This window comes from Nocardia sp. CWNU-33, assembly GCF_046764895.1.
Classification (GTDB): Bacteria; Actinomycetota; Actinomycetes; order Mycobacteriales; family Mycobacteriaceae; genus Nocardia.
On record NZ_JBKOQN010000011.1, the window covers coordinates 131,903 to 153,684 of the forward strand.

Consider the following 21,782-nt stretch of genomic DNA (forward strand, 5'->3'; position numbering starts at 1 on the left):
GCCCCCGTGATGGGGCGCGAACCGACATCACACACTTCAGCCGGAGTCCTACCCCTCGTGATTGACAATCACGCCGCACGCGAGAGCACGTTCGACCACAAGCACGCGTTTTTGGTTCTGTGGCAGGTTTTCGACCTGGAATATTTTGAATATTGCCCGCAGGTGGGTTTTGACCGTGGCCACGCTCAGGCACAGATCGTGTGCAATCTGCCAGTTCGACGCGGGGTAGCTGTAGGCAGTCCGAGCATCGCTGGGGCGGCACAGCGCCTCCAGAACCAAATACTGGGCGTCGGTCAGGTCATTCCGGGTCGGCAGGCTGATCGGGACAATCGTTATTTCGTCTTCGGGCGGGTGGCCGTCGGTGAAGATGAACACCGATTCTCCGAGGCGGACGGTATCGCCGGAGTTGAGTTTCCGACGCCCTCCGATGCGCTCGCCGTTGACGAAAGTTCCGTTCGTCGACATGCCGTTGTCGATGACCACCCAGCAGTCCGACACCCGCTCGATGATGGCGTGCAGTCGCGACAGAGTCGCGTCGGCGGTCACGGTGACGTCGGCCGCCTTCGACCGACCTATCGTCACACCGGGCTCGTCGGGATCGAGTGGAATCTGACGCCAAATTCCGTGGCCGACACGGTGGGACAGCATGGCACCGTCAGGCGATGGTTGCTGCGCACGCTCGCCTGCCACTGAGTACGGTTCGTAACGCAGCGCCTGCTGTCCGTGCGACGTGGACATGATGCGTCGTTCCCAATCCGAGGTACGTCATGAACTGTGGGCACCGTTCCGATTAACTAAGAATGCGCTATCCCGCCGCTGATTGCACTAGTTTCAACTACTTCAGCATGTAAGTGGGGGTTCGCTCATGCCCAGGGTCTCATTTCAAGGCTCCGTCCGGACTATGGGTGCGGCAACCGGGTGCCATGTTGATCGCTCGGTCGCGACTGAGGCACGCCGGTAGCAGGCAAAACGCCAACCGATCGAGCGACGCGTAAACGGATCGGCCAGATTGGCGACCACAGCCCGGGGAACTACCAGATCCTGATACCGAGTTCAATTCCAGCAAACGATAGCCGCCGACAGTTCGCCCTTATCGCGACCGATCGGCGGACACGCACATACGACGGCTCGCCCTACGTGACGGCCGCGTTCTTCGGTTGGTTCCCACTGGTGTCCGCCGTTCCCGAGGAGTCGGATCCGGGCCGGGAATGTTCGTGATCCACTTGGTGGCCACAGCGTCCGAGAGTATTCATGACGTGGTCACGCATCTGCCGCGTCGACCCGGCGACCGGAGCTACGCAGGAACGGGCGCCGCCGCCGCACGACCACTGGGGTGTCCTCCGCAAGCTCCGGGTCCTGCACTCGGGTGACGCCTGCCTCGATCCATTCCTGCGCAGCGAGCACACCGTGCCGCGGGGTTTCAGTGCCGCGTACTGCCCGTTCGCAGCGGCGGGCCAGATCGCGCCGGTCGAGGCCTGGGTACTCCAACGGCTCGAGGACAACCTCGGCCACCATCCCCTTGGACCTGAGCACTCGCATCGCAGAACTGCCGAAGGTGTCCTCCCCGACGAAACCGGGCACCGTGGACTGCGCACCGTTGCTATCCAGATACCGCAGCCGTACCGGCTGCACCGAGGTGCCGGTGTCCACCGCGGCCTGGAAGAGCGCGGGCCGCATCGAGCCGTAGGCGCGGCCACACCACGTGGTCCCCTCGGGGAAGACCGCGACTCGATCACCGGCCGCGAGGCGCGCGCCGAGGCGGGCGACCACACCAGGCAGTTCGCGAAGCCGCTCGCGTTCGATCGGGATGACGCGCATCAGCTTCGCCAGGCCACCGAGCACCGGCCAATCCACCATGTCCGCTCGCGCCACGAATCCGAGCGGCTGCACCGCGGCCAGCACGACCACATCGGTCCAGCCGATGTGACCGGCGACGATCAACACACCCTCGCCAGGGTCGGCGAAACGTGTGTCGGACGACGCACCGCCCACGCCGGACGTGGTCACCCGGTTGTCCACGACACGCAATTGTATTCCGAGACAATCCAACACCATGCGCGTGTAGCGCCGCTGGAGATGTTCGCGCCTGCCCCGCGGGGTGGCCACGTTCACCACCAGGAAGCTGACCAGCAACCCGGCCACGCCGAGCAGCCGGGCGATGACCCGGCCGGTCCCGACCTCATCGATCCGCTCGATGCAGCCGGGCCCACATGGGCTCGACGGCATCCACGCGTGTGCGGTGTGCCGTGCGAGCGGCGCGTCGAACACCATGTACCTCACCGTGCCCCGTCGAGTGCGTTCGCGGCATCCTGTAATCGATTCAGGTAGCGGGTGTTGATCGTGTCGAGCCCGAGTAGCGCGACGAAGTCGGCGACCGCGAAATCGGGATCGTGGGCGGGCTCGCCGCAGATCTCCGCGCCGAGGCGCAGGTAGCCGCGCAGCAGTGGCGGCAGCTTGGGCCGCGACGGCGGCGTCATCTCGTCCAACGTGAGACCGTCGATGACCACCGGCCGGTGGGGATGCACTCGCCGTTCCGGATCGGAGCCGTGCCTGCCGAGCAGCATGTCCCTGACGCCGCGTACGTTCACCCCGGCCGGGTCGGCGGGGGTGTCCTGCATCGGCACGGACACACAGCCCATCACCCATTCGTATCCGGTGAGCTGGATGTAGTGCAGGATGCCCGCCCACATGAGGGTGAGCACCGAGCCGTTTCGGTGATCGGGCACCACACAGGCGCGGCCCATCTCTACAATCCGGTTGCCTTCCGGATCGAGTTGGCTCAGATCGAATTCGGTGGCCGTGTAGTACCCGCCCGCGGCGATCACCTTGTCCGGTGGCAGCATTCGATAGCATCCGACGAACTGCTCGGTGACATCGTCGCGGACGAGCAGGTGATCGCAGTGCTCGTCGAATCGGTCGGCGTCGAGGCCGGTGCCGTTGTCGGGAATCCTGAAGCCCGGCTCACCGGCGAACACGCCGTAGCGCAGCCGCTGTGCCGCCGTGCGGTGCTCGGCGTCGGAGGAAACGACCAATGAATACCGGGACCGCTCCACCCCGGATTCCGTCTGTCGAGCCGGGGCTGTCAACACGGACGAAATAGTCATATCCGTGATGAAGCCAGCCCGAAACTGCGTCGGAGCAACCTCGAAGTGTCGCGTCGATGCCGGTTCGGTGAACGCGATGATGGTCACACCGACCGTTCACCAGACGGTCGTATTTCGTTCCCGCCCCCGCATCCGAACCGCGCCTTGTGCCTGCTCGACGACCCTATCGAGCAGAAAATCGCGCTGCCCCATGAGCTGGGACAGCGCGATTGTCGTGACGTGTGGTCAGGCGGCGGTGCGTTCCAGCGTCCGCACCGGAGTCTGCTCCACCTCATCGAAGCCGGGGCGACCCGTCCCGATGAACGCGACGAGCCACGAGGCCACCGCCGCAAAGCGGTTGCGGAAGCCGACCAGATACAGCAGGTGTACGGCAAGCCACATGAACCAGGCGATCACGCCCCGGAAGGTGATGCGGTCGTTCAGCTTCACCACCGCGCTGAACCTGCTGATCACCGCCATGCTGCCCTTGTCCCAGTACTTGAACGGGGTACCCGGCCGCTGCTTCCTGCGGATGATGTCGGCGGCGTGCCTACCCTCCTGCATGGCGACCGGCGACTGCCCGGGGTAACCGTTGAGCGAGGTCATGTCGCCGATGGCGAAGATGTCGGCGTGGCCGCCGACAGTGAGGTCAGGGTTGATCAAAAGCCTTCCGGCCCGGTCGGTCTCGACGCCGGTGGCCTCGGCGAGGATGGTCGCGAAGCCGCCCGCCTGCACGCCTGCCGACCAGACCACGGTCTCCGCCGCGATCCTGCGCTCGACGCCGTCGGTATCCTTGACCGTCACCTTGCCGAGCTCGATGTCGGTCACGAAGGTGCCGACCAACACCTCCACACCACTCTTGGTCAGCGACTTCTTCGCGTATTCCGAGAGCCCGCCGCCGAACGGCGGAAGCACCTCACCGGCGCCCTCCACCAGGGTTACCGAAACTTCCTGGTGGTAATACCTTTTCGCGAGCTCCTTCAGCTGACCGGCGACCTCGACGCCGGTCGCGCCCGCGCCGACCACCACAAAGCTGAGCAGCCTGTCCCGCGTCTCCTCGTCTGCGCCCGCGGCCTCGGCGAAGACCCGCTCGATCTGGGCGCGAAGCAGTCTCGCGTCGTCGATGGTCTTGAGCGAGAAAGTCTTGTCGGCGAAGTCGTCGCGCCCGAAGTAGGACTGCGAGGCGCCGGTGGCGGCGATCAGCGAGCCGTATCGGATCTGCCGACGCACCCCCTCGTGCTCGTAGGTGAGGATCGCAGTGGCAGGCTCGATGCCGACCACTTTGCCGAGCCGGACGTCGGCCCCCCGGTGTCGTCGCAGCACCGAGGCGATCGGCGGCGCGATCTCGTCGGAAGCCAGCACACCCGTCGCGACCTGGTAGAGCAGTGGCTGGAAGAGATGTTCCGGCGTGCTCGAGATGAGTACGTAGTTGATACCCGATTTGGCCAATTGCTTAGCGGCGGCAAGCCCCCCGAATCCCGATCCAACGATGACGACATCTGCGTGTTCCATGACAGCCTCCTTCTCTCATTACCAACCGTCATTCGAAGCGCAGATATTTCAGGTGTTCAGGCGCATAATGTAGATGACTCTTATCTTGATCGCTCATGAATTGGAGATGACGTGGAGCTTCGCCAGCTCACCTACTTCGTCGCAGTCTGCGAGGAGCTCAGTTTCAGCAGAGCCGCCGCTCGCTGTTACATCTCACAATCGGCGATCAGCCACCAGATCGCCCGGCTGGAGCGCGACCTCGGGGTGCAACTCTTCGAACGCTCGACCAGGGCCGTCGTACCAACCGACGCGACCATGCGGCTACTTCCCCTGGCTAAACAGATGCTGAGCCTGGAATCCGCGATCCGCGCCACGGTGCGGACGTCGGGGCACCGCATCCGGCTTGCCGCGAACATGTCCTTCGCGACGCGATCCCTCTCGGCGATCGCGGGCGCCCGCGCCGCGCACCCCGACGCCGAGATCGAGTTCGTGATCAAGCCGTTCCGCCAGCGGATCACCGCCGTGGCCGACGGCGACTGCGACCTCGCGCTCATCCGCGGCAGCGTCGATGAGCCGGGTCTCGCCGTCGAGAAGCTCTGGGTCGAGGATCTGGTCATCGCCACCTCGGCCGCCCATCCCCTGGCGACGTGCGAGGAGGTGACGCTGGCCGAACTCAGCTCCTACCCGCTACTGCTGCCACCAGAGCAGGAACAGGTTTTGCTGCACAACGTCATTCGGGCCGCATTCGCAGACCTGTCCGCAGGACCCACGTACGGACCGCCGATTCCGCCCGACCACACCGCGACCATGCAGTTGATCAATCGACCCGAGGCGTGGACAGTGCTCTATGCCGACAGCCCGACCGAGGGGCTCGTTGTGCTGCCGCTGGCCGAGCACCGGCTACGGATACCCGTCTCCGCCGTACTACGCAGCGACACCCGGCGGTCGGCGATTCTCACTACCTTGCTGACGGGACTGCATCGGTGTTGACCAGGCGTTCTCGCGAGCGAAGCGCTGCGCACCGATAACCATCGACATCACCGCGACCAGCACCGTGACTCCGCTGTCGAGATAAATCTCCGAGGCATCGAAGCCACCCTGGAACGGCGCCCCCCGCATCGGCGGTGCACGAGAACGGATTTGCCTTCGCCCGACGCTATGGGCGCTCGCGATTTCGCGATACCGATGCCGGTTGCGCGTCCGGGCTTGCGATCGACGCCAGTCAGCGCGCCTGACGTCGGGCAACATCGATCGGCCTGCCGGACAGATCATTGTGTGGGGCAAGGTATCTCGCGAGGATGGCTGACGCAGGCCTGATTTACTGAAGCGCGTGAGGGTTACAGACACAGGTGAGCGTGCCTGGTACCTGCGACGCAGGTTCTTGCCGTGGCGACGGCTGGTCCAACCGTTCAATATCGGAATGGAGGGCACGTACTTCCTCTTCGAGGTGCCTGTCGGAGCCGCGCCGCCCTCGGGTCCGCGAGCGGTTCAGCAGCCCACCCCGCGCGCGGCCCGCCGCCAACAACGGCGCGACGATCGGGAGCACAAGCTGGACCGGGTCGAAGGCTGGCAATGGCTGTACCGGTTTCCGCTGCTGCTCATCGTCATTGCGCTTGTGGCGGTCGTCGGACAGGCGCTCGAGCTGCTGATGTTCTTGCTCTTTCTGGTGCTTTGCGTATGCGCGTCGGTGGAATTGGCGGTGCAGTTGATCGTGGGGACGATCCTGATGGTGCCAAGGATGCTCGGAGCGCTTCGCTCCCGCGTCGATGTGTATACCGAACACGGCAACCGACTGGCCTCGCTTACTGTGCTGTATGTGCCCGGCCACTGGCGGGCCAGGCAGCTCGTGGTTGATTTGGCCGAGCTCCGACGCTCCGCGAATTGGCCGTTCGACCCCGTCCATGACCCCCGAGTTGCCCTGTTGCTCCAGCAATACCGGGTCGAGATCATCCACCACGAAAGCCTCTGGAACACCCCGATTCCCGCGCGCTGAACCTACCAGTGCCGCGTCGAGGAACGCAGGGCAGGAAATCGGGTAGCCGGATTCCGGAAGTGGGATGCCTTCACAGCCGATGGCTTCGCGAACGAATTCTGGTGGCAGGCACCAAACGCACGTTGGGCTTTGGTCGTGTCGGTCCATTGCTGAATCCCCGTTCTGCTGCGGCTGTCCGTTCGGCGCCCGTCGAAGGCGAAGGCGCGCAAGGAATTCGCGATCGTGCGCAGGGTCGCTGATGGATTGCTGCCGTCTTGTGAATTGCGTTGCCGATACTTAGTGCGTGGATCTGACGTAGTGCCCGTTATGGGTGCGCACCCGGTACCGACTACGGACCGCAGAGGTAAGAACGAACCATCGACCCGACGGGCGGTGCGTCAGATGGCGATCCATGGCACCGCTACGGCCACGAGATCGAAATAAACTCCCAAGACAACCGCCTTCGTTGCCTCGAACCGAGTTGCAGCTCCGGCCAGGGCGCGCGCAGCGCAATCACGCAATGTGAAATTTGCATAATGCAACTTTTGACGAGTTGCGCTATCGTCGCAGTCGATTTGCTGGCAAGAAGCCGGTTATGGCCACGGAGCGGATGCGTGCTGGAACTCGATCACTTCAGTAACGGGTGGGTGACCCCCGTTCTGGCTTACATCATGTCCGTCGCCGGATCGATGCTCGGTCTTCGATGCGCGGTGCACGCCCGATCGTCGTACTGGCCCGCAGGCTGGCTCATCGCCGCGGCGATTGCCCTGGGTGGCGCTGGTATCTGGGTCATGCATTTCACCGCGATGCTCGGCTTCTCCATCCGCGGTGGAACCATCCGTTACGACGTGCCGATGACGCTGCTCAGCGCGGCCGTGGCGATGGTGGTGGTGTGGATCGGGCTGTCGGTCGTCGTGCGCTGGCGACGGGAAGTCCTTGCGCTGCCGATCGGCGGCGCCATCACCGGGCTCGGCGTGGCCGCCATGCACTACCTGGGCATGCATGCGATGAACACCGATGTGACCGTCGGATACAACCTCGGAACTGTTGCGATGTCGCTCGTGATCGCCGTGGTCGCGGCGACCGCGGCGCTATGGTTCATGCTGCACGTCAGTGGCCTCCGCGCAACCATCGGCGCGGCGCTGATTATGGGCCTCGCGGTGTGCGGCATGCATTACACCGGAATGGCGTCGATGCACGCCCAGCACGCCCAGCACGTCGGGCAGCATGCCATGCCCCCCGACGGTGCCGATCCCATGCAGCTGATCACACCGCTGATCATCACCGTCACTGTGATCACCATAATGTTGGTCGCTGTGGTTGGGCTGGCCGAACTCGACGAACTCAGCAAGCCTGATCCACTCCCCGTACCTGCCCGGCCCGCTTCTGCCCAGCCCGGATCCGCCCAGTTCGTGTCCACCCGGCGCAAATCCACGACGCTGGCAACCGCTCCCGCCGATCTGCCCCGAAGTGGCCGCGAGTGGCCGCGGCGAGAAATGCCGGATCAGCGCTGACTCCTGGTCGCCACGGCCGGTCCGGCCGCCGCAGCGACCATGCGGACGAAGGCGAGGCTGAACCGTTCCGGACGAGCGGTGATCGGAAGGCCGCCATACAGAGTCGTCGCACCGACCCAGTCGAAGGCTGCCGATTTCGTCGACTTCTCTGCCTGCAACCCACGACATCTGGTGCCGGCAATCACCTACCAACGGAGAGTGGGCCCCGACCGTTTCCGGTCAGAGCCACCATCTTCGGGTGAAGGATGTGTCAGCGCTTGTGCGCCTGCACTGCCTCGGTCAGCTACGGGGCGATGTTGAACAGGTCCCCGACGATGCCCGTACTCCGCGATCTCGAAGATCGGGGCCTGTTCGTCCTTGTCGACGGCGACGACGGCCATTCGGTTTGTGTCGCGCCGAAATCCCTGGACCTGGGCGGCAGCGCGCCTAGCATCGGAGAATGAGCAACTCTGCGAAAGCTGTCTTGGAGGGCGGACCGGCGGATCTGTCGGACCGGGTTGTTCCCATCACCCCGCCGGGGACCGAAATCAAGGTGCCGTTCAGAGGCGGCTACGAACATTTCGAGGCGACTCCTCGGCTCCAGGACACCGCCGACGGGCCGTTACGCGTCTACCAGTGGGCCTACCGCACCTCGATCGCCGAATGAGGACCACCTAGCGGACGCCGAACTAGGCATCGCGGCGACACCCGATGCGGGCGCCGCGGCAGTACCGGGTGCGCCGGTAGCCGCATCGGCACATGAATGCGCTTCACGAAAAATGCAGGTGGCCCCGGCTGTTTCCAGCCGGGGCCACCTGCGAAACGCTCAGCGCGGAGCTATCAACCCTTGTGCGCCTTGACCGCTTCGGTCAGCTGCGGGGCGACGTTGAACAGGTCGCCGACGATGCCGTAGTCCGCAATCTCGAAGATCGGGGCCTCTTCGTCCTTGTTGACAGCGACGATGGTCTTCGAGGTCTGCATGCCCGCGCGGTGCTGGATCGCGCCGGAGATGCCGAGGGCGATGTACAGCTGCGGGGAGACCGTCTTACCGGTCTGGCCGACCTGGAACTGACCCGGGTAGTAGCCCGAGTCGACCGCGGCACGCGAGGCGCCCACAGCGGCGCCCAACGAGTCGGCGAGCGCCTCGACGACCGCGAAGTTGTCGGCGGAACCGACACCACGACCACCGGAGACGACGATGCTCGCCTCGGTGAGCTCCGGACGGTCGCCACCGACGATCGGCTCGCGGGAGATGACGCGCACGACGCCCTCTTCCTGAGCCGGGACCTCGACGGTCACCTTTTCGCCGGCACCGGCCTGCGCCGAGGCCTCGATGGCGCCGGGGCGCACCGAGATCACCGGCACGTCGCCGGTCGCCTTGGCGTCGACGGTGAACGCGCCACCGAAGATGGAGTGCACGGCCGAGCCGTCGGCCTTGACATCGATGACGTCCACCAGCAGGCCGGAGCCGATGCGGGCGGCGAGGCGACCCGACACTTCCTTGCCTTCGGCGGTGGCGGCGACGATGACGGCGGCCGGGGAGGCCGACTCCGACAGCGCGGCAAGCACGTCGACCTTCGGGGTCACCAGGAAGTTCTCGACATCGTCGGATTCGGCGATGTAGATCTTCTCGGCGCCTGCCGCGGCCAGCGCGTCGGCCAGCTTCTCGCCGGTCCCGGCCGAGCCGAGCACGACGGCGGCCGGTTCGCCGAGGGTGCGGGCGGCGGTGAGCAGTTCGGTGCTGACCTTCTTGATCGCACCGTCGGCGTGCTCGACGAGCACAAGTACTTCTGCCATTTTGTGTTCTCTCCTAAGCAGTCTCGAGCGGGATCAGATGATCTTCTGACCGACGAGGTACTGGGCGATCTTGGTGCCGCCGTCGCCCTCGTCCGCGATCTTCTCGCCCGCCGTGCGCGGCGGCTTCGGGGTGGCCGCGGTGACGGTGCTGCCTGCGTTCGCGACGCCGACAGTTGCCGGGTCGACACCGAGGTCGGCCAGCGTGAGGGTCTGCACTTCCTTCTTCTTCGCGGCCATAATGCCCTTGAAGGAGGGGAAGCGCGGCTCGTTGATCTTCTCGGTGACGCTGACGATGGCCGGGAGGGTGGCCTCCAGCTTGAAGACACCCTCGTCGGTCTCGCGCTCGCCGGTGATCTTGTCGCCGTCGACGACCAACTTGCGCAGGTGCGTCAGCTGCGGGATGCCGATGTACTCCGCGATGATCGCGGGCACGGCGCCCGCGCGACCGTCGGTGGCCTCGTTGCCCGCGATGACCAGCTCGACACCCTCGACCTGGCCGAGCGCGGCGGCGAGCACGTAGGCGGTCTGCACGGCGTCGGAGCCGTGGATCGCCGGGTCGTTGACGTGGATGGCCTTGTCGGCGCCCATGGACAGCGCCTTGCGGATGGCCTCGGTGGCACGGTCCGGACCGGCGGCCAGCACGGTGACCTCGCCGCCCTGGGCCTCCTTGATCAGCAGCGCTTCTTCGACGGCGCGCTCGTTGATCTCATCGAGGACAGCGTCGGCAGCCTCGCGGTCGAGCGTGAAGTCACCATCGGTCAGCTTGCGCTCGGACCAAGTGTCGGGAACCTGCTTGATGAGTACGACGATGTTCGGCATTGGTCTTCGTCGACCTCCTGTTCTGGGGGCACGTTGTGGTGGTCGCACGAGCGGGCCGTACGTCCATTGAGTAGCTCAGGGCGTGACACTACCCTACGTTAAGTTACTCATGGGTAACTTACCTGCTTCTCTCTCACAACACCGGTCCGGGCGATATCGTGCGCCGGTTGTACCAGTAACGTCGGACGGATGAGCGAGGCTGTGATCCCTGCCGCAGTGGGCACCCCACCGGGCATTATTCCCGAGTCGACCACTGGCGACCTCGAGCCGCTGCCGCTGACCGGCGAGCGCACCGTACCCGGCATAGCCGAGGAGAACTACTGGTTCCGCAGGCACGAGATCGTCTACGCGCGCCTGCTGGCCCGATGCACGGGAAAGACGGTGCTCGAGGCCGGATCCGGGGAGGGCTACGGCGCGAACATGATCGCCGACGTGGCCACCAAGGTCATCGGCCTCGATTACGACAGCAGCGCCGTCGCGCATGTGCGCGCCCGCTACCCGCGCGTCGAGATGCTCCAAGGCAATCTCGCCGCGCTCCCGCTCGACGACGCCGCGGTCGACGTGGTGGTGAATTTCCAAGTCATCGAACATCTCTGGGACCAGAGCCAGTTCATTCGCGAATGCCTTCGGGTGCTGCGGCCGGGCGGCGAGCTGCTCATCAGCACCCCCAACCGGATCACCTTCTCGCCGGGTCGCGACACCCCCCTCAACCCGTTCCACACCAGAGAACTGAATGCCGCTGAGCTGACCGAACTGCTGGTCGAGGCCGGATTCGAGGTCACGCTGATGACCGGCGTGCACCACGGGCCGAGCCTGCAAGCGTTGGACGCCAAGCACGGCGGCTCGTTCATCGACGCCCAGATCGAACGCGCGCTCGCCGGAGAGCCGTGGCCCGCCGAGCTGACCGCCGACGTCGCGGCTGTCGGCATCGACGATTTCGCCTTGATCACCGATGACATCGACGCAAGCCTCGACCTGGTCGCCATCGCGGTGAAGCCTTGAGCAGCTCGGCCGTACCCGGCCAGTTCACTCTGGTCTTGCATTCACACCTGCCCTGGCTCGCCCATCACGGCCGCTGGCCGGTCGGCGAGGAATGGCTCTATCAGTCCTGGGCGGCGTCCTACCTTCCGGTCGCCGCGGTACTGAGAAACCTTGCTGCCGAGGGACGTTCGCATCTGCTGAGCCTCGGGATCACGCCGGTGCTCGCCGCCCAGCTCGACGATCCGCACTGCCTGTCCGGCATGCACCACTGGCTGGGCAACTGGCAGCTGCGTGCCGACGAGGCCGCGATGGCCGGAAACACCGCGCTCGGCAGGCACGAACACCGGCTCGCCACCGCCGCACTGGCCGACTTCGAACAGCGCTGGCGGCACGGCGCGGCCCCGGTCTGGCGGGCCCTCATCGATGCCGACGCGATCGAGCTGCTCGGCGGTCCGCTCGCGCATCCGTTCCAGCCGCTGCTGGACCCACGGCTGCGCGCCTTCCAGCTCACCGAGGGCCTTGCCGACGCACAGCAGCGCTGGGGCCACACCCCGGCCGGCATCTGGGCGCCGGAATGCGGCTACACCCCCGGCATGGAGACTGGATACGCCGACGCCGGTGTGACACATTTCATGGTCGACGGTCCCGCGCTGCGCGGCGACACCTCGCTCGGACGACCCGTTCGCGAGTCCGATGTGGTGGCCTTCGGGCGCGATCTCCAGGTGAGCTACCGAGTGTGGTCGCCCAAATCCGGCTATCCCGGGCACAGCGCCTACCGTGACTTTCATCACTATGACCACGCGACGGGTCTCAAGCCCTCCCGTGTCACCGGCAAGACGGTGGCGGGCCCGGACAAGGCACCGTATGACCCGGAGCTCGCCGCCGCCGCGATCACCCGCGATGTCGACGATTTCGTGCAGACCGTGCGTGAGCGACTGATCGCCGAATCCGAGCGGATCGGTCGTCCCGCCCTGGTCGTGGCTGCCTTCGATACCGAACTGTTCGGCCATTGGTGGCATGAGGGTCCGCAGTGGCTCGACCAGGTGCTGCGCGCATTGCCCGAGGCAGGCGTGCAGGTCGGCACCCTCGCCGATGCCCGCGAACGCGGGTTCGTCGGCGAGCCGGTGCCGCTGGCGGATTCGTCGTGGGGCTCCGGCAAGGACTGGCGGGTCTGGGCCGGCGACCAGGTCCGTGACCTGGTGGAACTCAACGACGACGTCGTGCGGCTCACCCTCGACACGGTCGACAAGATGCGCTCCGCGGACGGCGGCGTCGAACTGCGCGACCAGGTCGCCGACCAGCTGCTGCGCGAGGCCGTTCTCACCGTGTCCAGCGACTGGGCCTTCATGGTCAGCAAGGACTCGGCGGCGGGTTACGCGAGGGATCGCGCGCATCGGCACGCGCATGCCGTGCGCGAGATCGCGGCCGCCGTCGGGGCGGGTCAAGTCGCCAAAGCACAGCAGTTGGCGGCAGGATGGGGTGCGGCTGACGGATTCTTCCCCGGTTTGGACGCACGGCGACTTGCCTACTCAGGGTCCGGTCATCACGCTGCCGCGCCGGAAATTGCGCCGGGACCAGGCCCCGCCACGGACCAAGGCTCCGCATCAGAAGGACATGCATGAAGATTTTGATGGTGTCGTGGGAGTACCCGCCGGTTGTGGTCGGCGGGTTGGGCAGGCACGTGCATCACCTGGCGATCGAGCTTGCCACCGCGGGCCACGAGGTCGTCGTGCTGTCGCGCCGCCCCACCGGCACCGACTCCTCGACCCATCCCACTCACTCCTTCATCGCCGATGGTGTGCTGGTGGTCGCGGTAGCGGAGGATCCGCCGTGTTTCGACTTCGGCGACGACATGCTCGCCTGGACACTGGCGATGGGGCACGCGATGGTGCGCGCCGGTGTCGCGCTCGGCAAGCCGGGCATTGGTGACGGCTGGGTTCCCGACGTTGTGCACGCGCACGATTGGCTGGTCGCCCATCCCGCGATCGCCCTCGCCGAGTATTACGACGTACCGCTGGTCTCGACGCTGCACGCGACCGAGGCGGGCAGGCACAGCGGCTGGGTATCGGGCCGGGTCAACAAGCAGGTCCACTCGGTCGAGTGGTGGCTCGCCAACGAGTCCGACGCGCTCATCACGTGTTCGGCCTCGATGCAGGACGAGGTGGAACGGCTCTACGGGCCCGAGCGGATTCCGCTGCGGGTGATCCGCAACGGCATCGACGTCGGCGCATGGACCTTCCGTCCGCGCGCACCGCGCACCGGCCCGCCGCGGCTGTTGTATGTGGGGCGACTGGAGTACGAAAAAGGCGTGCAAGACGCGATCGCGGCGCTGCCGAGGATCCGGCGCGCGCACCCCGGCACCACGCTGACCGTCGCCGGTGTCGGCACCCAGTTCGAGTGGTTGCGCGAGCGGGCCCGAGTGCATCGGGTGGCGCGCGCGGTGACCTTCGCCGGACAGCTCGGCCACGAGGAGCTGCTGGGCTGGCTGCACGGCGCCGACGCGATCGTGCTGCCGAGCCGTTACGAACCCTTCGGCATCGTCGCTCTGGAGGCGGCCGCGGCGGGTATCCCGCTGGTCACCTCCACCGCTGGCGGTCTCGGCGAACTCGTCGTCGACGGTGTCACCGGCGCGTCCTTCGAACCCGCCGACGTGGACGGCCTCGTCGACGCGGTCCGTGCCGTGCTCGACGCCCCCGCTGCGGCCCAGGATCGCGCCTACGCCGCCCGCGAACGTCTCACCGCCGACTTCGCTTGGGACGTCGTCGCCGCCGAGACGATCCAGGTCTACCAGTCCGCAAAACGTCGCGTCCGCAACCCGATGGGCCGTCCGACGATCGTGGAACGCCCACTCCCCGAACGCGATCCGAACCAGCCCGTCTGATCGCCGAGACTAGGCTTCCAGCTTCTTCACGACCTTCTGGATGGTGAGCCACGTGCGCGTGGTGATCTCCTTGCTGTAGGTCTTCTCCATCCAGGCCATGAAGTTCGGGGTGCGTGGCTCGGTGTTGTCGATGACCGAGAGGACGACGCGGGCCTTCACGTCGTAGCCGACGATGCGGACGCCGGGCTCGCTCTGCTTCAGCAGCTCATCGGTGATATTCGGCGGTGGCTGCTTGAGGAAGGTCGCGGTCAGATAGGTTTCGCGGCCGTGCGTCAGGCCGGGGAACGGATCGGTTTCGAGCAGATCCCGCAGTTCTTCGTAGCTGCGAATGATCGTGCCGCCCGGAATACCGAGCTCGCTGTTCAACGCGTCCTGAACGCGCGCTTCCAAATCCGGTATGTCGGTGTCGGTGCTGCGGAACACCACATTGCCGCTCGACAGCAACGTCGCGACCTTCTCGAACCCGAGACCCTCGAACACCGCGCGCAGCTTCTCGTTCTTCATGTTCGGATTGGTCGGCATGATCCCGCGCAACAGCGCCGCGTACCTGTTCATAGCGCCGACCGTACCCATCACGACCGACAAACACCGGCTCGCCCGGCCGACGGATCGAACGCGGACAGCGACACGGCTACGCCGACTGCGTGACGCCGTTCTTCTTGCGCGCGATATCTTCCAACGCGGCAACATATTTCGCGCGCTCCGCAGCGCCCGCCTCCCACGTCTCCTTGCGGTTCTTCACCACCTTGGCCGGGGCCCCGACGGCAATGCTGTAGTCGGGGATCTCACCCTTGACCACCGCGTGCGCACCGAGCACACAACCGCGGCCGACGCGCGTCTCACGCAGCACCGTCACCTTCGCGGCGATCCAGGTGTCCGGACCGATGCGCACCGGGCTCTTCACGATGCCCTGATCCTTGATCGGCATGTTGATGTCGTCCATGCGGTGGTCGAAGTCGCAGATGTAGCACCAGTCCGCGACCAGCGTCGACTCACCGATCTCGATGTCGAGGTAGGTATTGACGACGTTGTCCTTGCCGAAGACCACCTTGTCGCCGATGCGCAGCGATCCCTCGTGGCAGCGGATGGCATTGCCGTCGCCGATATGCACCCAGCGACCGATCTCCATCCGGCCGAGCTCGGGTGTCGCGTGGATCTCCACCCCGCGACCCAGGAAGACCATGCCGCGCAGCACGATGTGCGGATTGGCCGCCTTGAACTTAAACAGCCGGTAGTAGCGCACCAGATACCAAGGCGTGTACGCCCGGTTGGCGAGCACCCAGCGCAGCGAAGCTACGGTCAGAAAACGCGCCTGCAGCGGATCCCGACGGCGCGATCCGCGCCACCGCGAGCGCAACGGTGCGCCCCACATGCTCGTCACGAACGGTCTCCTTCGTGGTTCTTCGGGTCGCGTCCGACCCGGCCGTAACAGATAGAGCCTATCCGCCTGCGCGATATGGCCCGCGACCACCCGCGTCGACACTGATGGGACGCGCACACCCATCGGATGTCCCTCCGTTACAGTGTCTCGTGCGCCGGCGACAGCGCCCTCGAATCTGCACGCGGACACCCGCCCCGGGACGTGATCGCGCTGCGGTTCGACACGCTCAGTCTCGTGCGAGCGGCCAACGACGACAGGAGTGCAGCAGGTGCGAAGCGGCAGCGTACTGGATACATCCAGGTGGCGACCGTCCCGGCTGCACACGGTGGCATCGCTGGCCATCGTCGGTGCGCTGGCACTGGCAGGCTGCGGTACCGACATCGACGACATCACCGTCGGGCCGGGCAAAGGCTGGCCCTCCGCGCACTACGACGGTCGCAACGGCGGCACCAGTCCGGTTACCGGCTCACGCAAGGTGTCGCTGAGCTGGTCACGTCCTATCGGCGGCCCGGTGGAGGAAGCCGTCACGATCGGTGCCGAAGGACAGATGTTCCTGACCACCCGCGCCTCGTCCGGCTGCGCCATCTTCTCCTTCCAGATGCGCAGTGGTCGTAAACGTTTCTGCAACGCGCTGGGCCCGAACGCGATCTCCGCGCCGTCGGTAGTCGACGGTGCTACCAATGTCTATGTCGGCGACGACGGCGTGAATGCACCCGCCGGGGTGAATTCGTTCAACTACCTCGGGCAGCCGCGCTGGCGCACACCCGTTGCCGGAGTTCCGGTTTCGGTGCAGTTCACCGGCGACGGCAACCTGCTGTCGATCAGCCAGTCCGGCCAGGTCGACGTACTGTCACGGCAGACGGGTGCGCGCGTGGTCCCCACCGTGCAGCTATTGGGTGAGCCCGACTTTCTCGAGTATCCGGACCTGGTCCGCCCCGCCGCGGGGCAGGGCCTCGACGACTGCCGTACCGGGGGACCGCAATGCCCGGTCGCGAACATCTCCGCCGTAGACCCGGACACCGGCCGCTTCTTCCTGACGCTCTGGAAGCCCGGCAAGCCCGCCGCATTGGTCGGGCTACGCTACGCGAACAACAAGATTCAGCAGGAGTGGAGCGCCGACCTGCTGATCGATGGCAGCGCAACCAGTCCAACCGTGTCTGCCGACGGCCGCACCGTCTATGTGGGCGACAACAGCAAACACCTCATCGCTGTCGACACCGCCGATGGCCGCACCAAGTGGTCACACACCCTGGGATGGGTGCCTCGCGGCGGCATCTCGGTCTCCGGTGACGGCCTCATCATCCCGTCCGGTGACGACGGATATCTGCTCGCCATGCGCGACAAGGGTGACTCCACCGAGATCGTATGGGAGCGTAAGGATCTCGCCCTCCGTGGCACGCCCGTGCAGACCGCTGGCGGCACCGGCTACACGGCTGCCTCCATCGGCGACGGCCTGAACCTGATCACCTTCGACACCAAAACCGGCGCCACCGTCGATTCCGATGTTCTGCCCGACGCCACGGGCAGCACCACCGGCACCTCCATCGGTGCCGATGGCGAAATCGTCCTGGCCACTCGAATCGGCGAGCTCTTCGTTTTCAAACCCGACCGGTAGGCAGCGCTGATTGTCGCACCCGTCCAGCGAAGTGCCCCGTCATCGAGTTCGATGACGGGGCACTTCACTAGCCGGGGCTTGCGGGATGCAGAGGAAAACGGCTGCGGTACGGCCGATTCGCGTAATGACCAACGTATAAGGCTGGGAGCCGGACGGTTTCAGCCGGCGGCGCAGCTGATCGGGATCGACATCGACACCGCGCACCAGAATCTCCAGCGGCCCGCATTCGCGCTTGCGCAGTTCGGTGCGCAGGCTCTTCTCCCGGTATTCGAGCCGATCGATGATCCGGAAGCCACGCACCCCGTCGGGCACCTGGTCGCCGGTGAGATAGGCGATGCGCGGGTCCAGTTGCCATAGACCGTGTTTCGCCGCGTAGTGGCGCACCAGGCCGGCGCGTACGACGGCGCCGTCCGGGTCGATGATCCACTCCCCCGGATCCTGTTCGGGAATCTCGTCGGGCTCGGCGTCGGTAAGCGTCCAGGATTCGCCAGTGGAGTTCAGCACCGTCGCCCGGCGGGTGCCGGTCGCGGCCAGCCCCGGCGACCACAGGCAGGCCTCACGCACGGCCCCGTCCAAGGACACCACTTCGACCTCACCCGACCAGTCGAGTCGATCGAAATCCAGTCCGGGCGCACACTTCACGGCGAGATCGCGCCCTGGGTAAGCGGCGAGCAGATCGGGCAGCGGTGGTTGCAGCTTGGCCGGATCGTGGGTGCGGCGACCATCGGCCCGCCGGGCGGGGTCGGCGACGACGACCGTGCCGACACTGCACGACACCAGGGCATCCGCCTTGGCCAGCATCACATTGCCTGCGCCTGCCAGATTGTGCGCGGCCATCGAGAGTCGAACATCGTCCAGATCGCTGCCGATCACGGACGGACAGGCATGAGCCAGCTCGGCGAGTTCCGCTCCGATGGAGCAGGTCACGTCGTGCACGGGCCGATCGGCCAGCCGCGCGGCGCGGTGCCTGGCCACCAAGGTCGGGGTGGCCTGCTGCAGCGCGTCATCGGTGAACAGCCAGGCCCAGGCATCGGAGAGCTTCGTTGCGGCTCTTCGGCGCAGCCGCACGGTCTCGACAAGGGCGGCGGCGCGGTCGCCGTGTGCACGACGCACCCGCTCGAGATCGCGCAGGTGCGTCGTGGTGGTCAGCTCCAGCCCGTCCACCTCGGCCAGCGCGGCGATACCCGCCGCACTGCCGAGGAAGGTGACATCCTCGGTGCCGAAGCTGTACCCCACTACTTCGCGGAAGCGCCGGGCTTCACGCCGGTGATCATCGCGTTGTAGAAGAACTGGCGCGGCACCACGCGGCGCATGACGTTCTCATCCACCCAGCTCAGCCCCAGCCACGCCTTGTACATCGCCAGGCGGTAGCCCATGGTGAGCTTCTCCTCGGGCACCGCGGCCTCGAAGGTGCGCACCGGCCAGCCCCACAGTGCGGCGGCGAATTCCTCGGTGGTCGCCTTCACCTCGACCGCGCCCGCCGAGGACGCCATGGCCTCCAGCTCGCGCGGGTCGAAGGTGTGCAGATCGACGACCGCTTCCAGCGCCGCGGCACGCGACGACTCGTCCAGCTCCGTCTGCGGCCGCCGCCAGCCCGCCAGTGCGGGCAGCTTGGTGACGGTGGTGGTGGCCTTCCAGGTGATCCGGCCCAGCCAGCGTGCGTAGAAGTTGCCCGCCGTGGTCGGCTCGCCCGCGAAGACGAAACGCCCGCCCGGCTTGAGCACCCGCAGGCATTCCTTCAGCGCCAACTCCACATCGGGGATGTGGTGCAGCACCGCGTGCCCGCAGACCAGGTCGAAGGTGTCGTCGTCGTACGGGATGGTCTCGGCGTCGGCAACGCGGCCGTCGACATCGAGCCCGAGGTTCTGCGCATTGCGCAGCGCGACCTTCACCATGCCCGGCGAAAGGTCGGTGACCGAACCGGACTTCGCGATGCCACCCTGCATCAGGTTCAGCAGGAAGAAGCCGGTGCCGCAGCCGAGTTCCAGCGCCCGGTCGTACGGCAGCGGGGCGGGTCCCACGGCCGCGTCGAATCGACCGCGGGCGTATTCGATACAGCGCTCGTCATAGGAAATCGACCATTTGTCGTCATAGGTCTCGGCTTCCCAGTCGTGGTACAGGACCTGGGCGAGCTTCGTATCCTTGAGTGCTGCTTCGACCTCGGCCTCGGTGGCATGCGGGTTCGGCGCGGGGTCGTCGGAACGTACCGTCATGGTCGGCAAGCCTAGCTAACCCGCCGGTGCCGGTCGTCAGCGGAGTAGTGAGTGCCGCCTAATTCGCAGTGCGGGTCCACGGTCGAGAACCCGGTCCGGTTTCGGGGACGCTCGGCGAGCTACCTGCGTGCAATCACCACCGGCTGTCGCGCTGAGGGAGCTGGGGATCCGCCGGGCTAGCGGCCGACAAACGCCGCGGATCCCGGTCCATCAGCCAGGTAGGAACGCGTTCCAATTTCCCGGTCCTCGGTGGTGAACAGATCGGCCCACTCCGTCCGCGCGCGGTCGAGGCCGTGCGGACCCGCCTCGAAGACCGCCTTGGCGGCCGCCAGCGCACGAGCCGGGCCGCCGATGAATTGCTCGGCCCAGCGCAGCGCGGCGGTATACACGTCATCGGGGGCGACCACCTCGTCGACGAGACCGAGCGCGAGGGCCTCTTCGGCTTCGACAAAACGGCCGGTGTAGACGAGGTCCTTCGCGGGGCCGGGGCCGATCAACAGCGACAGCCTGCGGATGCCCGCAAGGGGAATCAAACCGGCCTGGATCTGCGGCAACCCGAGCTTGACGTTGTCGCCGATGATGCGCCGGTCGGCGCCGAGCGCCAGTTCCAGCCCACTGCCGAGGCCGTAGCCGCTGATCGCGGCGACCGTGGGTTGCCCGATCTTGGCCAGGCAACCGAGAGCGGTCTGCAGATCGGCTGCCATGGCAGCGGCCTGATCGGGGTCGAGCCCGGACAGTTCGGCGAGGTCGTCGCCCGCCGAGAACACCCGCTCGTCGCCGTAGACGACCAGCGCCGCAACACGGGTGTCCGCGGCGACCGTTTCGGCTGCCGCGGCCACTTCCCGCACCAGCTGCACGGTGAACTGGTTCATCGGCGGGCGGGCGATCCGGAGCACGGCCACGCCACGCGCGGCATCACCCTCGGGCAGATCCAGGGTCACGAATTCGGCCATGGAACGCCACGCTACCGGGTAGCCGTCGGTTTCCTCACTTGCGCACGGATCCCTTGAGTCGACTCTGATCCGGGAGGCCGGCGAAGTAGCGCTGATTGTCGGGGAAGCTCAGCACCTGATGTCCTTCGACTGCCGACAGCACTGGCATGATCGGGTCGATGACTACCTCGGCGGCGAGAATGTCCGCGGTGGAAGCGAACTCGCTCAGTGCGACGAGCTGCGCCCAGGTGGGTGGCAGCAGAATGTCGGTGCCCGACCGCCAGCGATCCAGCGCTTCGGCAGGCGTACGCCACTGCACCTCCTCGGCCTCGGAGGTAGCTCCATCGGCCAATTGCCCCTCGGGCAGCACAGCAACGAAGAACCTGGTGTCGTAGCGACGTGGCTCGATCACCGGGGTGATCCAATTCGCCCACGGCCGCAGCAGATCCGCGCGCAGCACGAGTTTTTCCTCGGCGAGGAAGGCGGCGAGCGACACGTCACGGCGTTCCAGCCGCCCTCTGGCATCGCGGTAGCCTGCCGTGTCCGAGACGACGGTGTCAGCGGTCGGCCCCGCAAGCAGCACTCCGCATTCTTCGAACGTCTCGCGCACCGCGCCGGCCACCAGCGCTTTGGCACGCGCCTCTGTGGTACCGAATTTCGCGGCCCACCACGCGGGTTCGGGCCCGGCCCACTCGATGTCGGCGGTCCCGTCCGAGGGGTCGACGCCACCGCCGGGGAAAACCGTCATCCCGGCGGCAAACGCCATTGCGCCCACCCGGCGCTGCAGGAACACCTCTGGTCCCGTGGCACCGTCTCGCACCACCATGACCGTCGACGCGTCTTTGGGCGACGGCACCTGCGGCTGAGAGTCAGCCTGCGCGTTTGTCTCACTCACCCTTGCACCCTAGCGCCTGCTTGGTGCTGGGTCGCCTGCCCATCCGGGCCAGCTCATCGAGCGCAGCTCCGCACCGCCGACCGTGTGCGGCGATCGCAGCTCGCACCCGGCACCGGTGACGAGTCGAAGGACACGTTCCCAGGCAGGTCGATGCCGTTCGCGCCGAGCAGTTCGGGCTCGACGCCGCAGAGTCCGCGGGCAACCAACAGCCCACGCGGGGAACATCGGC

The 21,782-nt window shown here is 66.4% G+C and carries 20 protein-coding genes and 1 pseudogene; 8 read left to right on the top strand and 13 right to left on the bottom strand.

Features of this window, described 5'->3' with window-relative positions; all coding sequences use genetic code 11:
• Positions 1-48 precede the first annotated feature (48 nt).
• The 4 genes from ACLMAL_RS17500 to ACLMAL_RS17515 all read right to left on the bottom strand — a co-directional run bounded on the left by ACLMAL_RS17500 (position 49) and on the right by ACLMAL_RS17515 (position 4,595).
• A complete protein-coding gene (locus tag ACLMAL_RS17500) occupies positions 49-738 on the bottom strand; it encodes an FHA domain-containing protein (RefSeq protein ID WP_412000027.1) in 690 nt (229 codons plus the stop codon).
• Positions 739-1,260: 522 nt separating this feature from the next.
• A complete protein-coding gene (locus ACLMAL_RS17505) occupies positions 1,261-2,271 on the bottom strand; it encodes a lysophospholipid acyltransferase family protein (RefSeq protein WP_412000028.1) in 1,011 nt (336 codons plus the stop codon).
• 5 nt (positions 2,272-2,276) lie between these two features.
• Positions 2,277-3,104, bottom strand: coding sequence for a GNAT family N-acetyltransferase (locus tag ACLMAL_RS17510; RefSeq protein WP_412000029.1), 828 nt, complete (start codon positions 3,102-3,104; stop codon positions 2,277-2,279).
• 225 nt (positions 3,105-3,329) lie between these two features.
• Positions 3,330-4,595 (bottom strand): NAD(P)/FAD-dependent oxidoreductase, encoded by a 1,266-nt coding sequence (locus tag ACLMAL_RS17515; RefSeq protein WP_412000030.1) that lies wholly within the window; start codon positions 4,593-4,595, stop codon positions 3,330-3,332.
• 111 nt (positions 4,596-4,706) lie between these two features.
• Here ACLMAL_RS17515 and ACLMAL_RS17520 point away from each other — a divergent pair, with 111 nt between their 5' ends.
• The 3 genes from ACLMAL_RS17520 to ACLMAL_RS17530 all read left to right on the top strand — a co-directional run bounded on the left by ACLMAL_RS17520 (position 4,707) and on the right by ACLMAL_RS17530 (position 8,060).
• Complete coding sequence (locus ACLMAL_RS17520; protein ID WP_412000031.1) at positions 4,707-5,564, top strand: LysR family transcriptional regulator; 858 nt, start codon at positions 4,707-4,709, stop codon at positions 5,562-5,564.
• 340 nt (positions 5,565-5,904) lie between these two features.
• A complete protein-coding gene (locus tag ACLMAL_RS17525; RefSeq protein WP_412000032.1) occupies positions 5,905-6,567 on the top strand; it encodes a hypothetical protein in 663 nt (220 codons plus the stop codon).
• A 593-nt stretch (positions 6,568-7,160) separates the two neighbouring features.
• Complete coding sequence (locus ACLMAL_RS17530; RefSeq protein WP_412000033.1) at positions 7,161-8,060, top strand: MHYT domain-containing protein; 900 nt, start codon at positions 7,161-7,163, stop codon at positions 8,058-8,060.
• 283 nt (positions 8,061-8,343) lie between these two features.
• On the opposite strand, the pseudogene ACLMAL_RS17535 reads toward ACLMAL_RS17530, so the two are convergent.
• Positions 8,344-8,434: pseudogene (locus tag ACLMAL_RS17535) on the bottom strand (hypothetical protein); the annotation flags it as partial.
• A 65-nt stretch (positions 8,435-8,499) separates the two neighbouring features.
• Between ACLMAL_RS17535 and ACLMAL_RS17540 the strand changes: the two are divergent.
• Entirely contained in the window at positions 8,500-8,706 is a 207-nt protein-coding gene (locus ACLMAL_RS17540) for a DUF5988 family protein (RefSeq protein ID WP_328404429.1), read from the top strand.
• 173 nt (positions 8,707-8,879) lie between these two features.
• Here ACLMAL_RS17540 and ACLMAL_RS17545 read toward each other — a convergent pair whose 3' ends face one another.
• Entirely contained in the window at positions 8,880-9,836 is a 957-nt protein-coding gene (locus ACLMAL_RS17545; RefSeq protein WP_412000034.1) for an electron transfer flavoprotein subunit alpha/FixB family protein, read from the bottom strand.
• Positions 9,837-9,869: 33 nt separating this feature from the next.
• Positions 9,870-10,655 (bottom strand): electron transfer flavoprotein subunit beta/FixA family protein, encoded by a 786-nt coding sequence (locus ACLMAL_RS17550; protein WP_328404433.1) that lies wholly within the window; start codon positions 10,653-10,655, stop codon positions 9,870-9,872.
• A gap of 189 nt (positions 10,656-10,844) precedes the next feature.
• Between ACLMAL_RS17550 and ACLMAL_RS17555 the strand changes: the two genes are divergently transcribed.
• Genes ACLMAL_RS17555 through ACLMAL_RS17565 form a run of 3 tightly spaced genes read left to right on the top strand, consistent with a single transcriptional unit; the run spans position 10,845 to position 14,517 of the window.
• A complete protein-coding gene (locus tag ACLMAL_RS17555) occupies positions 10,845-11,657 on the top strand; it encodes a class I SAM-dependent methyltransferase (RefSeq protein WP_412000035.1) in 813 nt (270 codons plus the stop codon).
• Positions 11,654-13,258 (top strand): 1,4-alpha-glucan branching protein domain-containing protein, encoded by a 1,605-nt coding sequence (locus tag ACLMAL_RS17560; protein ID WP_412000036.1) that lies wholly within the window; start codon positions 11,654-11,656, stop codon positions 13,256-13,258. Before ACLMAL_RS17555 ends, ACLMAL_RS17560 begins: the two co-directional genes overlap by 4 nt.
• Positions 13,255-14,517: a glycosyltransferase family 4 protein gene (locus ACLMAL_RS17565; RefSeq protein ID WP_412000037.1), complete on the top strand. Its 1,263-nt coding sequence runs from the start codon at positions 13,255-13,257 to the stop codon at positions 14,515-14,517. Before ACLMAL_RS17560 ends, ACLMAL_RS17565 begins: the two co-directional genes overlap by 4 nt.
• A 9-nt stretch (positions 14,518-14,526) precedes the next feature.
• Here ACLMAL_RS17565 and ACLMAL_RS17570 read toward each other — a convergent pair whose 3' ends face one another.
• Both ACLMAL_RS17570 and ACLMAL_RS17575 read right to left on the bottom strand, forming a co-directional pair.
• A complete protein-coding gene (locus ACLMAL_RS17570) occupies positions 14,527-15,072 on the bottom strand; it encodes a DUF1697 domain-containing protein (protein ID WP_412000038.1) in 546 nt (181 codons plus the stop codon).
• 76 nt (positions 15,073-15,148) lie between these two features.
• Positions 15,149-15,898 (bottom strand): acyltransferase, encoded by a 750-nt coding sequence (locus ACLMAL_RS17575; RefSeq protein ID WP_412000039.1) that lies wholly within the window; start codon positions 15,896-15,898, stop codon positions 15,149-15,151.
• A gap of 268 nt (positions 15,899-16,166) precedes the next feature.
• Between ACLMAL_RS17575 and ACLMAL_RS17580 the strand changes: the two genes are divergently transcribed.
• The gene (locus tag ACLMAL_RS17580) at positions 16,167-17,513 is read left to right on the top strand and encodes a PQQ-binding-like beta-propeller repeat protein (RefSeq protein ID WP_412000040.1); all 1,347 of its coding nucleotides are present in this window, start codon (positions 16,167-16,169) and stop codon (positions 17,511-17,513) included.
• A 39-nt stretch (positions 17,514-17,552) separates the two neighbouring features.
• Here ACLMAL_RS17580 and ACLMAL_RS17585 read toward each other — a convergent pair whose 3' ends face one another.
• The 4 genes from ACLMAL_RS17585 to ACLMAL_RS17600 all read right to left on the bottom strand — a co-directional run bounded on the left by ACLMAL_RS17585 (position 17,553) and on the right by ACLMAL_RS17600 (position 21,553).
• The gene (locus tag ACLMAL_RS17585; protein WP_412000041.1) at positions 17,553-18,749 is read right to left on the bottom strand and encodes a THUMP-like domain-containing protein; all 1,197 of its coding nucleotides are present in this window, start codon (positions 18,747-18,749) and stop codon (positions 17,553-17,555) included.
• On the bottom strand, positions 18,749-19,726 hold the full coding sequence (locus tag ACLMAL_RS17590) for a class I SAM-dependent methyltransferase (RefSeq protein WP_412000042.1): 978 nt from the start codon (positions 19,724-19,726) through the stop codon (positions 18,749-18,751). The genes ACLMAL_RS17585 and ACLMAL_RS17590 overlap by 1 nt, the downstream gene beginning before the upstream one ends.
• Before the next feature lie 176 nt (positions 19,727-19,902).
• Positions 19,903-20,679, bottom strand: a complete 777-nt coding sequence (locus tag ACLMAL_RS17595) for an enoyl-CoA hydratase-related protein (protein WP_328404451.1) — start codon at positions 20,677-20,679, stop codon at positions 19,903-19,905.
• A 34-nt stretch (positions 20,680-20,713) separates the two neighbouring features.
• Positions 20,714-21,553: an NUDIX hydrolase gene (locus ACLMAL_RS17600; protein WP_412000043.1), complete on the bottom strand. Its 840-nt coding sequence runs from the start codon at positions 21,551-21,553 to the stop codon at positions 20,714-20,716.
• Positions 21,554-21,782: the final 229 nt, after the last annotated feature.

Bases quoted from the DNA above. Each gene is read 5' to 3' on its own strand.
- ACLMAL_RS17570 (WP_412000038.1), bottom strand. From the start codon at position 15,072: ATGAACAGGTACGCGGCGCTGTTGCGCGGGATCATGCCGACCAATCCG.
- ACLMAL_RS17510 (WP_412000029.1), bottom strand. From the start codon at position 3,104: ATGACTATTTCGTCCGTGTTGACAGCCCCGGCTCGACAGACGGAATCC.
- ACLMAL_RS17595 (WP_328404451.1), bottom strand. From the start codon at position 20,679: ATGGCCGAATTCGTGACCCTGGATCTGCCCGAGGGTGATGCCGCGCGT.
- ACLMAL_RS17515 (WP_412000030.1), bottom strand. From the start codon at position 4,595: ATGGAACACGCAGATGTCGTCATCGTTGGATCGGGATTCGGGGGGCTT.
- ACLMAL_RS17565 (WP_412000037.1), top strand. From the start codon at position 13,255: ATGAAGATTTTGATGGTGTCGTGGGAGTACCCGCCGGTTGTGGTCGGC.
- ACLMAL_RS17590 (WP_412000042.1), bottom strand. From the start codon at position 19,726: ATGACGGTACGTTCCGACGACCCCGCGCCGAACCCGCATGCCACCGAG.
- ACLMAL_RS17505 (WP_412000028.1), bottom strand. From the start codon at position 2,271: ATGGTGTTCGACGCGCCGCTCGCACGGCACACCGCACACGCGTGGATG.
- ACLMAL_RS17540 (WP_328404429.1), top strand. From the start codon at position 8,500: ATGAGCAACTCTGCGAAAGCTGTCTTGGAGGGCGGACCGGCGGATCTG.
- ACLMAL_RS17550 (WP_328404433.1), bottom strand. From the start codon at position 10,655: ATGCCGAACATCGTCGTACTCATCAAGCAGGTTCCCGACACTTGGTCC.
- ACLMAL_RS17545 (WP_412000034.1), bottom strand. From the start codon at position 9,836: ATGGCAGAAGTACTTGTGCTCGTCGAGCACGCCGACGGTGCGATCAAG.
- ACLMAL_RS17555 (WP_412000035.1), top strand. From the start codon at position 10,845: ATGAGCGAGGCTGTGATCCCTGCCGCAGTGGGCACCCCACCGGGCATT.
- ACLMAL_RS17500 (WP_412000027.1), bottom strand. From the start codon at position 738: ATGTCCACGTCGCACGGACAGCAGGCGCTGCGTTACGAACCGTACTCA.